General features: G+C 32.5%; 12 protein-coding genes. 8 read left to right on the top strand and 4 right to left on the bottom strand.

Annotated features, from left to right (window positions below):
- Window positions 1-47: 47 nt before the first annotated feature.
- From AC5P2S_RS06700 to AC5P2S_RS06730, 7 genes are all read left to right on the top strand, one after another.
- Window positions 48-2,036: a type IV secretion system DNA-binding domain-containing protein gene (locus AC5P2S_RS06700; RefSeq protein WP_494556689.1), complete on the top strand. Its 1,989-nt coding sequence runs from the start codon at window positions 48-50 to the stop codon at window positions 2,034-2,036.
- 4 nt (window positions 2,037-2,040) lie between these two features.
- Window positions 2,041-2,910, top strand: a complete 870-nt coding sequence (locus tag AC5P2S_RS06705) for a M23 family metallopeptidase (RefSeq protein ID WP_494556690.1) — start codon at window positions 2,041-2,043, stop codon at window positions 2,908-2,910.
- Between the two features lie 13 nt (window positions 2,911-2,923).
- On the top strand, window positions 2,924-3,622 hold the full coding sequence (locus AC5P2S_RS06710) for a hypothetical protein (protein WP_494556691.1): 699 nt from the start codon (window positions 2,924-2,926) through the stop codon (window positions 3,620-3,622).
- A gap of 38 nt (window positions 3,623-3,660) precedes the next feature.
- Complete coding sequence (locus AC5P2S_RS06715; RefSeq protein WP_494556692.1) at window positions 3,661-4,416, top strand: hypothetical protein; 756 nt, start codon at window positions 3,661-3,663, stop codon at window positions 4,414-4,416.
- Between the two features lie 79 nt (window positions 4,417-4,495).
- Entirely contained in the window at window positions 4,496-5,176 is a 681-nt protein-coding gene (locus AC5P2S_RS06720) for a hypothetical protein (RefSeq protein ID WP_494556693.1), read from the top strand.
- 258 nt (window positions 5,177-5,434) lie between these two features.
- Window positions 5,435-7,372, top strand: a complete 1,938-nt coding sequence (locus AC5P2S_RS06725) for a S9 family peptidase (protein ID WP_494556694.1) — start codon at window positions 5,435-5,437, stop codon at window positions 7,370-7,372.
- A gap of 140 nt (window positions 7,373-7,512) precedes the next feature.
- Window positions 7,513-8,538, top strand: coding sequence for an NAD(P)-dependent alcohol dehydrogenase (locus AC5P2S_RS06730; protein WP_494556695.1), 1,026 nt, complete (start codon window positions 7,513-7,515; stop codon window positions 8,536-8,538).
- Between the two features lie 135 nt (window positions 8,539-8,673).
- Here AC5P2S_RS06730 and AC5P2S_RS06735 read toward each other — a convergent pair whose 3' ends face one another.
- The 4 genes from AC5P2S_RS06735 to AC5P2S_RS06750 all read right to left on the bottom strand — a co-directional run bounded on the left by AC5P2S_RS06735 (window position 8,674) and on the right by AC5P2S_RS06750 (window position 12,423).
- The gene (locus AC5P2S_RS06735; protein ID WP_494556696.1) at window positions 8,674-8,940 is read right to left on the bottom strand and encodes a hypothetical protein; all 267 of its coding nucleotides are present in this window, start codon (window positions 8,938-8,940) and stop codon (window positions 8,674-8,676) included.
- 223 nt (window positions 8,941-9,163) lie between these two features.
- Window positions 9,164-10,195 (bottom strand): serine hydrolase domain-containing protein, encoded by a 1,032-nt coding sequence (locus tag AC5P2S_RS06740; protein ID WP_494556697.1) that lies wholly within the window; start codon window positions 10,193-10,195, stop codon window positions 9,164-9,166.
- Window positions 10,196-10,360: 165 nt separating this feature from the next.
- Window positions 10,361-11,752 (bottom strand): sensor histidine kinase, encoded by a 1,392-nt coding sequence (locus AC5P2S_RS06745; protein ID WP_494556698.1) that lies wholly within the window; start codon window positions 11,750-11,752, stop codon window positions 10,361-10,363.
- A 2-nt stretch (window positions 11,753-11,754) separates the two neighbouring features.
- The gene (locus AC5P2S_RS06750) at window positions 11,755-12,423 is read right to left on the bottom strand and encodes a response regulator transcription factor (protein WP_494556699.1); all 669 of its coding nucleotides are present in this window, start codon (window positions 12,421-12,423) and stop codon (window positions 11,755-11,757) included.
- Between the two features lie 689 nt (window positions 12,424-13,112).
- Between AC5P2S_RS06750 and AC5P2S_RS06755 the strand changes: the two genes are divergently transcribed.
- On the top strand, window positions 13,113-13,451 hold the full coding sequence (locus AC5P2S_RS06755; RefSeq protein WP_494557011.1) for a DUF6660 family protein: 339 nt from the start codon (window positions 13,113-13,115) through the stop codon (window positions 13,449-13,451).
- Window positions 13,452-13,605 lie beyond the last annotated feature (154 nt).

Consider the following 13,605-nt stretch of genomic DNA (forward strand, 5'->3'; position numbering starts at 1 on the left):
GGAAGTTCCGCTTCCCATTAATTAAAATGAACCTATAATAAACTTTTATGCAAGAGCAACAACATCAAATCAAAATCTATGGATTCCTTCAAAAGGTAGTCTATGCTGTGGTTGCATTGGATTGTGCTTCGCTGTTTTACCTTGATGCTGATGTTCCGGTAGTTTCCAACTTATTGAAGAACTTCTCAAAAATGAGCTTCATCTATCCTCCCATCAATGCAAAATTTGCCACGGTGATTTTGATTGGATTAGTTGCGATTGGAACAAAAGCTAAGAAGAAAAAAGATCTCAATATCTATACGGAGATAGGGATTCCTATGGTGTTAGGATTATTGATGATTTTCTCATCCTTGATCTGGCAGAATGAAGCAGGAAATAAAGAACTACCTCATATTTTCCCTGGACTTAATCTGTATCAAATAATTTACGCAGTTCTTTCTTTTTTAGGAGCAGTTATCCTTCAGATGGGAGCAGACAGTATTTCAAAGCTGATGCAGCAGAAAATGGGAAAAGATCGGTGGAATGTGGAAGAAGAGTCTTTTGATCAAAACAAGGGACTTGTAAATACTGATACTTCAATTAATATCCCATATGTTTTCAGGTATAATAACAAAACCTATAATGGCTACATTAACATAGACCCTTTTAGAGGAACTATTGTAATTGGAGTTCCAGGTTCTGGAAAATCTTTTGGAGTAATTAATCCTTCCATTAGACAGATGATCGCTAAAGGTTTTTGTCTTTGTATTTACGATTTCAAGTTTCCTGACCTTGCTCAGATTGCTTATTATCATTACCTGCTGAAAAAAAGTAAAGAGTCAGATTATAACTACAGTTTCCATATCATCAATTTGAATGAAGTAGAAAAATCTAGAAGAGTTAATCCATTTCACAAAAAATACATCCAAACCTTGGCTGAGGCTCAGGAAATGGCAGAATCAATGGTTTCTTCATTACAAAAAGGAGGAGCAAGTTCAGGAGGTGGTTCAGAAGCATTCTTTACCCAATCGGCAATTAATTTCTTGTCTTCTTGTATCTACTTTTTTGCAACGCTGGAAAATGGTAAATATTCAGATCTGCCTCATATTCTATCTTTTATGAACCGCAGCTATAAAGAGATCTTTGATACACTCTTTACCAATGAGGAGATTCTTTCTTTGCTTTCACCATTCAAAACAGCATATGACAACAAGGCTTTTGACCAATTAGAAGGACAGATAGGAACTTTGAAAATCTTTCTTTCCCGATTGGCTACTAAGGAAAGTTTTTGGGTGTTTTCAGGAGATGAAGTTGAGCTAAAAATAACGGACAAGAAAAATCCTTCGATTCTGATTTTAGCATCCGATCCGAGTACACAGGATATTAACTCAGCTCTGTATTCATCGATATTGAACAGGACGTTACGCTTAATCAATTCTAAACACAACTTGCCAGGTGGAGTAGTAGGTGATGAATTTCCAACCATCTATATCCATAAAATTGACAACGTAATTGCAACAGCAAGAAGTAACAAGGTTGCTGTTTTACTGGGGCTTCAAGAAATTCCACAGCTTAGACAGTTTTATAAAAAGGAAGTTGCAGATACTATTTCTGCAATTGTAGGAAATGTTCTTTCCGGTTCTGTAAGAGATAAAAATACTTTGGACTGGCTTGAAAAATTATTCGGAAAAATTAAACAGAAGTCTTACTCCCAATCCATTTCACAGCAGGGAACATCGACAAGCATCAATGAAAAAATGGACTTTATGATTCCTGCAGGAAAAATCGCTGCCCTCAAAACTGGCGAAATGGTCGGAATGATTGCACAGGGTGAAGAGAATAGTGTTGAAGAATATAAGACTTCTGCAATAAAAGGAAAAATCAATCTTGATATGAAGGCCATTAAGGAAGAGGAAAAAAACTATGTTGAGATGCCTAACTACTATTCATTTATAGACAAAAAAGGTACCAATCGAAAAGAGGAAGTCTTAATGACGAACTTCAGAAAAATCAATCGAGAGGTGGAGCTTATCGTAAACGAAAATATTAAAGAATAATAAAATGAAATTGATAAGAAAATACTTGATGACAGGGTTTGTTCTGGCTTGCCATTCGTTTGTTTTTGCTCAGTTCAATACGCTTACCCGAAACGAAATTAAAGCCAATGAAATCTCTAATGAAAAACAAAATTTTCAAAATGAGCAAAGGGGCAGAAAAGGGATAGAGAAAAAAAATATCATTAGTAAATTTTTCAATTCTCCCGCGAAAACAGACTTAAAAAAGGAAATTGATTCTTTGAAAACAATGATGCTTCGTTACAGTGTATCAACTTCGGAGGGAAAAGAAGAAAGTTATATAAACAATGATGATTCTCCTGTGAAATTGGAAAATGATAAATTAAGTAATCAGGGAAACGTAAGCATAGAAAAGTCGATTAAAAAATTTGATTTCATTGATGAAGAAGAACTTATCTCAAAAATAAGTATGCCATTGAATAGGAAGATTGTGGTTACATCTCCTTTCGGAAGGCGAACACATCCAATTTTCGGAACAGCCAAAATGCATACGGGAACGGATTTTAAAGCCAACTATGAAAATGTATATGTTGTTTTGGATGGAATTGTAATTGCGGCAGGCTGGGATTCAGGAGGAGGAGGGAATTATATTAAAGTCAGACATTCCAGTACGTTTGAAACGTCCTATCTACATCTTTCCGAGGCCTATTATAGAACCGGAGAATCCGTAAAAGCAGGATTCATTATCGCAAAAAGCGGAAATACCGGAAATTCTACAGGTGCGCATCTCCACTTTTCTGTTACTGAAAACGGAAAGTACATCAATCCAATTCGATTTCTAAATGATCTTATCAAAGCGAATAATCTAATTGCCACCTATTATGAAGCAGGAAGTAACTCAAATGTCCAATATTAAAATACTTAAAATTATGAAAGAACACAATTTGCCAACTGATGAACTTAAAAGTTTTGGAATCATTAATGAAGACCTTACATTTTCTAAGAAACTAAGCGATGATGATATTCAGAAGTTTCTTCAGGGATATACTATTGTCGCAGACAATGATAGAAACAGGGCGACTTTTCAGCTCACTGATGATAATACTAAACTTAAGGTCATTTTTCTTGAACGTGACAAAAGTCTTTCAAAAATTATTGAAGACAGCAAAGAAAAAGTTCAGTACACCAATGTAAAAGAACTTTCAAATGAAAATCCTTCTTTTGAAAAAAAAGCTTTTATCTATGACAGTGAGATAGGAAAAACAGTTGAATTTGATTTTATCAAAAATGCAACAGAGCTAACTGCCATCATCGCTGATAAAAAAGACTCTGAAGAATTGACCCGCTATAAAAATGAACTGTTAAAACTGAAAGCTTATTTACAAGATAAGATAGATCAGTATCCTGAAATAGCTAAGAAAATCAAGAATGATATGAATATCGTTTCCAGAGAAATTAATTCTGTCAATACCATTTCTAAAAACCAAAAATCACTCTCCAAAAACGACAACTCAGATGTTCAACTGAATGTGAATGATAGGGATTTGTATGAAGATGCCAACACAAACAGGAAGGAGCAGGAAGAACAATCCGAGGAACAAGAAAAAAGAAAGGGATTTAGAAGATAATCCTCAATCGTAATATTAACAAGCAAAATCCACACATTATGGAAACACAAAAAGAATTTGACCAGGTAAAGTACTTGAAAGACCAGATGAAATATCTTGGTTTTGGAGAAGATGAAAAACTTCACAAAGATTTGGAAAAAGGTATTAATTCAAAGAAGCAGGAATTTGAAATAAAGACAACCTCAGATAAAGCCCTACCCGAAAATAAGGTTGATTTTATATTAAAATTCAATAAAACCGAAAATGGAGGTGTTTTTCTTAATTCTTACAATGCGAAACTGACCAATGAAAAAAGTGAGCAGTTCTCACATAATTTTTCAATCAGTAAGGACAGTTCATTCACGGCAAAAGAAGCAATTAATCTATTGGAAGGTCGGAGTGTGAAAATAGAATTTCTTAATCCTAAGAAGAACAATGAATTAGAACCTGCATTTGTTCAATTTAATTTTAATGAACCGAAAACTGATAAAGGAAATTACCTGTTCCAGAATTTCTACAAAAATTATGGTGTAGATACCGAAAAGATTGTTGAAAAATCAAATCTCATATTTGATAAACCTGAATGGAAGGATAGTGCTATAAAATCATTGGAGAAAGGAAATATATTAAAAGTGAAGTTCAAAGAAAATGATCAAATCATAGAAGGAAAAGCTGTACTTGATCCCCAAAACAGAAACCTTAAGCTTTATGATAATGATATGAACAGGCTGAATACCAACAAACCTTTAGAAGGTTTGGAACAAGACAATAAGCACGAAAAGGCTAATGTGAGGGAACAAAGCATTAAACGATAAAGATTTTACTTACTTATATTTTCATCAAGAGCGGTAAATCTTTTAAAGATTTACCGCTCTTTTTATAAACTCACCTGAAATGAAACTAAAATTATTATTCCCATTTTATCTGTTTCTCGTCATCTTAAACTCCTGTCAAAAAGAAATCGTATCGGAACAAGGTGGAATCGATCTTATTTCCAATGTCTATTTTGATGCTTCCAAAGGTTTGGACCAAATGGAGAGTTTTCATTTATCAAAAATAAATTATTCTCAGAATCAACTTATAGAATTAGTTCCTGATAAAATGTTTCCGGAAATTAATAAGAAGTTGTTTTACATTGAAGATTCCTTGTATTTCCAAATTGATGAAGCACAGAACAACTTTATCTTTTCAGATACTTCTAAAAAGCAAAAGCCTTTATTGGTTTGGAATAAAAAAGATGGAGCTGTATTTTCAAAAGATTGGATTCTGAATTACAGAAATAGAAGAAATTTGTCCGATACCATTCTTTTCACAAAGAAATATAAACGATTTGAAATTAATTCTCCCTGGAATTATACTCGTTTTTATATTTATCCCACAGATACTATTTTACCATACTCCTTTTACAGACACGCTGAAAAAGATTATCACGGGAGGTTGGAACGCATTGATTCTTATAATAAGAAGAATGACATTTTTGTAACTTTACAACTATTACCAAGGAAAAATTGGGATGAACAAGCGAAGGAATTATTTGAATTTAACCAATTCGTCAATAATAGAAAAATTAAATAATTATGTCATTGGGTTCTTTAAAATATAAAGATGATGTTTCTGTTATTAATGATGAGATGTAGCAACACTTAAATTAAGTAGAAAACCATAAAAGATATGCAATGTATCTATGGGATAGCCAATATTGAAACATCCAACTATATAAGTAAAGAATTTTTATTTTTACATATAAGTTTTAATGTTTATTTTTGACAATCAATGCTTTATGAGCATGTGGAGCTTATGGTAAATAAAACTTCACTATTTAAACTAATAATAATGTTAACGAATTTGATGAATTTATATATTTTTGATTTTAAAAAAGTATCTAGATTTTTTCTTGGTTCTTTAATCCTAATTTCACAATTAGTATTGTCGCAAGATAATCTTACTATTTACGGACTTCCCGATTCATTGAGTACTAAACTAAATCCAGACATTAATAAATATAAAAGCAACGTTGACTTTCCCGCATTTATAGATTGGAAAAATAATGCACTTTTATTGGATGGCGGTTCTGTGATTTACCAAATGAAAAAAAATGATGGAAGTATTAAAGAAAAATACACAGTAGAGGAAAGTCCTGATCTCCTATCACCTGATAAAACTAAATTCCTGTTTCTGCAAGATGAGGATGGCAAAGAAGATTTTCAGTTGTTTCTTTATGATATTAAATCAAAAAATACAATTGCCATTACAGAAAAGGGTTCAAGAAGTTCTAACCCTTTTTGGAAGCCTGATGGAAAGCAGATTCTTTATAAATCAAATAAAAGAAAAAGTGATGAAGCTGATTTATATATTCGTAATACGAGTGAACCATACAATGATAAACTACTTTTAGAGAATATAACTGATGAAGCTGTTATTTATGATTGGGATACCAGCTCCAATAATATTCTATTTGTGAAGATTATTTCAGAGAATATAAAGCAATTATTTCTTTATAATATTACAACAAAATTGCTAGAAGAAATTAATCCACAAAAAAATGATGTTGCTTATTCTGATGCGAGATTTCTCCCTGAAAGAAATGGCTGTTTAATTGTATCTGATGAAGATTCGGAGTTTCTGCAGTTAAGACTTTATGACTTTAGAAGTAAAACATCAAAAAAAATAACAACTGATATTAATTGGAATATTGATGAGTTGTCGATCAATAAAAATAAGCAATATTTGATATTTACAGTCAATGAAAATGGAAGTTCCATTCTTTACAGAATGGATTTGAGAGACTTTTCTTATAAGAAAGTGAGTTCGATTCCTGAGGGTATAATTGATGATTTGAAAATAAATAAAAGCGGAAATAAAGCAGCCTTCAATTTTTATGGAAGTACTTTTAGAAGAAAAGTTTTTTCTTATGATTTTAACAATAATAAGCTTAGTCAGTTCATTAATAAAAATGCCACTCCTAAACCTGAATTTGATTTTATTAAAGCTGAAAAAATCACAATACCAGCAACCGATAATAACAAAATCAACTACCAGATTCCAGCTTTTATTTATAAACCTAAAACGAGTGGAAAACATGCCGTTTATATAGATTTTCATGGAGGTCCTGAATACCAGGTCTTACCAAAATTTAATAAATGGTATCAGTATTTGGCCAACGAACTTGGAGTTGCTGTTATAATCCCTAATATCCGAGGATCTAATGGTTATGGAAAAACTTACATGAAAGCTGATGATATTCTTAAAAGAGAAAATGCTATCAAAGATGTTGGTGTTTTAATAAACTGGATTGCAGATCAAACTTATTTGAATAAAAGCAGGATTGCTATTTTCGGAGAATCTTATGGTGGATTTATGGCTCTGTCAGCAGTCGTGAATTATTCTGACAAAATACGCTGTGCAATTGATGTAGTAGGTATATCAAATATTGTAAACTATCTTGAAAAAACTAGTAACTATCGTCAAGATCTTCGAAGAGCTGAGTTTGGAGATGAGAGAAATCCACAGGTCAGAGATTTTTTATTGAAAATTTCACCTATTAACAATTCTGACAGAATTAATTCACCTTTATTTATTGTTCAAGGTTATAATGATCCTAGGGTGAATTTTCAAGAATCTGAAAAGATGTTGCGTTCTCTTCAAGAGCAAAATAAAACAGTGTGGTATCTTGGAGCAAAAAACGAAGGACATGGCTTTCACAAAGCCGAGAATATTGCTATGCAGAAAAATGCTGAAATAGAATTTTTGAAAAAATATTTACTTGAATAATTTCGGCTATTTAAGTGTAGTAGTTTATTAATTAGAAGATAAGGCATGGCAATATTTATGAAAATATTAAGAGTCTACTAACCCCGATTAACACTAGCTCTCCTTAAATTGCATATAGTAAAATCAATAAATAAAGTATTATGAAAGCAGTACGTTACTTTGGACACAAAGATGTAAGAATTGTAACCGATATCGAAAAACCAACACCAAAAGGTGATGAGGTCTTACTAAGAATAGGAGGCGCAGGTGTTTGCCACTCTGATTTGCATATCATAGACGAGGGTACAGTAGGCGATATGGTATTCACACTCGGTCATGAGAATGCAGGATGGATAGAAGAAGTAGGAGAGTCAGTGAAAGATTATAAAAAGGGGGACGCTGTTCTGGTCTATGGACCTTGGGGATGCGGACATTGCAAACCTTGCCAGCAGTCCAAAGAAAATTATTGCGACCATCAATCTGAGTTAGGATATGGTGGAGGATTGGGACTCAATGGAGGAATGGCGGAATATATGCTCGTGCCATCTTCACGATTGCTTGTTCCGATTCACGATTTAGATCCTGTTATTGCAGCACCATTGACAGATGCGGCGCTTACACCTTATTCTGCCATCAAGAGATCATTGCCTAAGCTGATGCCTGATGAATTTGTAGTAGTAATTGGAATAGGAGGTTTGGGTCATGTGGCGGTACAGCTTCTGAAAGAAACTACCGGAGTAGCTATTATTGCCTGCGATGTTACTGAGGATAAATTGGCTTTTGCAAAAGAACTGGGAGCTAACTATACGGTCAACTCCAAAGATCCTGACGCAGCGGAACAAATCCTGAAAATCACAGGACTGAAGAAAGCCAAAGTAGTATTGGATTTTGTTGGGGCATCACCAACTATAGATTTGGGAACAAAAGTGGTTGGAATGGATGGAGATCTTACCATTGTTGGTTTAGGTGGAGGCTATTACCAGTACACTATGAATGGTTTGCCGTTTGGAGTAACAATGACCAACCCTTATTGGGGCTCTCGCACCGAACTGATGGAAGTTGTAGGTCTCGCAAGACAAAACAAAATCCATATAGAGATAGAAAAGCATCCTCTTGACGAGGCTAATCTAGTTTATGATAAGATGCGCGAAGGTAAAATAAAAGGTCGTGCTGTATTAGTGCCTTAATTTGTTTTGAAAATTAAAATATGCAAGGAAGTCTTTGTGATATTCCTTGTGTATTTTTCTGTTTAAAATTTTCAATACCTGTTAACTGTAATTTATTTTGGAAATGGCTAAAAGCTTAATTTAAAAATAAGCATTTCATTTAGTTACATTATCTTTTTGAGGTATTAATGTTCTATCAAATCCATTTTGAAAATAAATCCGATTTGTAAAATTATCTCTGTAAGTAACCTCTTTTTCTTTTCCAAGAGAAAAACTAAAGCCGCTCTTTTTTTGTGGTTTTTTTAAATGTATAGCTATTTCCCTTTTGTTACCTAAATTAAGAGAATCAGTGTACTTTGGAAGTAACTGTGCATTAATTTGTGATGATATCAATAAAACTACTGTAAACAAAACTACTCTCATAAAATATAAATATTAAAACAGCCTATATATGGATTGCATTAGCTGTTATTTTGATACTACCTCCAAAAGTAGTAATATTGGTTTAAATTGTTTCACTTGACACTAATGGATAAAAAAAGTTCTTTCATAATTCACTTTATATTTTGAGCTTCCTTATTTTGACAGTAAAGGGCTTAATTGACTCTGTAAATAATAAAACAGTATTTTTTCCTGGAGAAGTCTTTTATTGCCACAAAATCTTTTCAACAATTTTTTTCATTGAATGGCACTGATCTGCATTGGTAAAAAAAACATAGCCAAATTTTTTATCAGGATTGATTGTAAATGAATTGGTGTAACCCAAATTATTTCCTCCGTGCCAATAGTTTTGAGAACCATTAATCTCTTCAACGGCTAATCCTAATGTCCAAGACTTAACTCCAAAGTATTGTTTGATGATATTATCATCTTCCAATTTTATAAATGGCTTAAACATATCTTTGTATTCCGATTTGTGGTTCATTAACTGGATTAAGAACTGAGCATAATTCGTGGGATTGGAGTAAAGTCCTCCTGCCGGATCAAAACTTAATCGGTCTCTTTCATCTTTAACTTCACTTTTTCCCTGATAAGCTGATGTTAGATCCTTTTCTATTTTGGGAGTAATTACAAAATTAAAATTGTCTAATTTAAACTCCTCGGCGATTTCTTTCTGAAAAATTCTATCCAAATTTTTGAGATCAGTATTATAAATCTTGGCAACAACTTTGGCAAGATAAACAAATGCTTCACCTGAATAAGAAAAGCTGGTTCCCGGTTCAGATTCTAAAGTTACCATTTTGGTCTCGCTCCAATTTGGAAGACCGGTAGTATGGCTTAAAACCATTCTTGCTGTAATCTTTTTATAGCGTTCATCGCTAATATTATCAGCGGGAAGATACTCATAAAGGGGTTTGTCAAGATTGATTTTTCCCTGATTGGCAAGTTTAAGAACGAATAAGCAAAAAACAGGTTTGGACAATGATGCAGCCTCAAAGTAAGTTGAAGTAGTAATTCTTTTTCCAGATTCTACATTAGAATAACCAAAACCTTTATTGTAGACAATCTTTCCATTATTAATTACCGCAATGCTCATTCCGTTAACCTGTAAAGAATCCATTGCTTTAAGTAATTTTTTTTCAAATTCTTTTGTATTGATTGTCTTATTGCTAAATGTTTTGATTTGTGCAAATGATAGCTGTGCAACTAGTAATAAGAATAGGGTTTTTATCATCATTTATAATCTGAAATTTTAGAATTTAAAAATATCAATTATTTACAACAGTCTATATTTCATAATATTAAATTTTAAATATATAGAGTAATAAGAAATTATAGGTATATCTTTTTTCACCTCTTGTTCAAATTAAAAACCTAGTAACACTTTGTAAATATTTAATGTTTACTTATTAACTTTGGGTATCTTTAAATAAATATCTGTGCCCATCCCTTTGATAGACTGTATGTTAATATGTATATTTAAAAGGTCACTTATCTTTTTGACAATTGAAAGCCCCAAACCACTGCCTTTAATATGACCATGCTCACTAGCTTCCGACCTGTAAAATTGATCATAGATTTTATCAAGATCATCAGATAAAATCCCAATACCCTGATCGCTTATTCGGCATAATATCTCATCGTGTTTATCTTCAAGTTCAATATTGATCATCGTATTTTCTTGAGAATATTTAATGGCATTTGATATAATGTTGTCAAAAACGATAGAGAGCGTTGATTCGTGAGATAGAACCATACAATTTTGAATAGTAGAATGGTTGATTGTTATATTTTTTTCTGTTATTCTCTCTTTATTTCTTGCTATAACACTGCTAATAATCATGTTCAGTTCCACAGGAGCCAATTGAAAATTTTTATCGGCATTTTCAAAACGTGCAAGCATAAGTAACTGGCTCACCATCCCATTAATTCTATTAACCTCTTCAATACAAGATTTAATTTTTTCGACATATTCCTCCGTGTTTCGAGGCCGGCGAATAAGTATTTCAAGGGTTGTATTGATGATTGCTAATGGAGTCCGTAGCTCATGTGATGCATCAGAAGTAAATTGTTTTTCACGGTTGACAGCACTTTCGATTCTGTTAAGTAATTCATTTATATTATCTGATAATATATACAGCTCATCTTTATTGGAAGGAAGTGTAATTCTTTCTCTAAGATTATTTGCTGTAATATTTTTGGTCGTTTCCATAATGGCAAGCGCAGGACGAATACTTCTTCCGGCAATAAAACGTGTCAGAAAAAATAGAACAAGTAAAACAAGAATATAAGTAATTATCAAAATGTATTGCAAACTGCTCAAAATACGATATTGAGGTTTGATTGACATCGCAATTACCGTATGCCCGAAACTTTGATTATCTTCTTCAAGCTTAAGTTGAATCTGCCTAATTGGAACAGAGTTTAAATGGGAATCTATAAATTTTTCGTCAGAGGTTTCAGGTTGCAGTATAAGCTTATTTTTACCCAGATTAGGAGATTTGTCAATACTTTTTCCTGCATTGTCAAAAATTTGGATGAAAACAGGATTCATATCCGTTGTATTATGTTCTGACTCTTGCCACTCTTCCTTATGAACCAAGGTTACCTTTCCATTTATCTTGGTGCTTCTTTCCCGATGTACATTAATCTCACGCCTTAATTCTTCGTTGATGTCATTATTGACGGTAATTGAAACAGTGATATAAATCGCTGAAAATACAATGAGTATTAGGACTGCAACTCCCAGTAAGTTGTAAAGAGAAATTCTATCTTTAAATGATAAATTCAGCATAATTATAGATCTTTTGCAATAAAACCACGGCCTCTTATCGTTTTTATTCTTTCATCATTAGGCTTAATTCCAAGTTTCTTTCTTATTCCGTTGATGAAAACGTCGATGATACCTGCATCATATTCATAATCAATTCCCCAGACGTGGTGCAGGATTTCGATTCTGGACATGACAACTCCTTTGTTTTTTATCAAAAATTTTAATAACTCATATTCAGTTTGTGTTAATGAAATTTCCTCTTTATTTCTAAACACTTGATAGCTCTCAGAAAGAAGGGTAATGTCTCCAAGATAATACGCTTGCTGTTCTTTGGCAATACTTCTACTGTAAACATTGATTCGTGCAATTAGCTCTTGAAAACTAAAAGGTTTTTTTATATAATCGTTGGCTCCGGATTCCAATCCTTTTACTACATCTTCAAGTGTATCTCTTGATGTAAGAAAAATAATAGGTGTTTCGCTATCATTCTTTCGTATTCTTGTACATACTTGCAAACCAGATATCTCAGGAAGCATCCAGTCGAGGAGAATAAGATCAAACTTATTATTCACAGCCTTTATCAACCCGTCATTCCCATTTCCGGCAGTTTCTATATCATGACCCTCTTCTGACAAACCTTCCTTGAGAAGCTGTAATAATTTTTCTTCATCTTCAACAATCAAAATTTTCATGTTTTCTCTTGCTAATTTTTATAAAATCTGTATGGTAAAAATCTCTGATTCTTTAAAGAATACTAACAAAAGTAATAATTATTGATGGCTAATACTTTCAATTTTTATAAAAAAAGCAATTATTTTATCAGAACTTATTATTAAGGAAATCTTAAGTTTTCAAACTGAAGATTGTGCATGAAATATAATATTTTTGTTATTAATAGTTTGGTTTCATAACTTCTCGATTACAGGTTAGATACTTGTAATTATCTTGTTGAGGCTATGGTATGAAAATTAGTAAAACGTAAAATAAAATGCTTTTTCGTAATTCATACATAGTTATTTTTGAACCGGGAGACGTGTCTTCCGGTTCTTTTTATGATTAGAAGACAAAAACGATATCAAGACTTTCGGGGTACAACTTACTAAGGAGCTTGCTTAAGCCTTATTTTTTTTTTAACTTTTAGTTTCCTTAAGATTTCCTTAAGAATGCCCCCATTGTGATTTTCAATTGGTTGAATGTCTTAATTTTGTAAGTGGTAAAAATGCGTTGTACAATCCGCATTGATCCGGAGATTATAAATAGTAATTTTTATTTTCCGGCTCATTATCACTTTTTTGTTTAGCATTGGTTTACAAACCAATGCTTTTTAAAGTTTTTGTTTTTGGCAGAATCTTGTGTTTTTTTAAAAATAAATATTTGTCACATGAAATTTGTGAAACTGTTTTTAACGATCTATTTTGTGGTGCTTTCATTTGTACCATGTAGTGATGTTCATGCTCAGTCTGCCAATTTTACAAATGATAATAAATCCTTCACAATTGCTAATACTAATAACAGTAATCATTCTAAGGACCATGGAGATATCTGTTCTCCTTTATGTTCATGCAATTGCTGTAAGATTACAGTTGCTTCTTTTAAAATAGAACCTTTAATACCTTTTCAAAAAAAGGTAACTGAATACTTCTCAAAAAAAATTCATTTTCAGAAAAATGATTTCGCTTATCTGGTTTACGACCAGATCTGGCAACCTCCCAAAATATAGTCATTATTGATGTATATGGAAGACGTGTGTCTTTCATCAATTTATCATGGAAAACATTGCAATATCATTGCATGATATTCCTGCTCATCTTTGTCGTTCTTTCGGGTATCTTCTTTTAATGATACCTCATAGAAGTTCAATAAAAATTATATTT

It is taken from the genome of Epilithonimonas sp. 33E, from assembly GCF_059372615.1.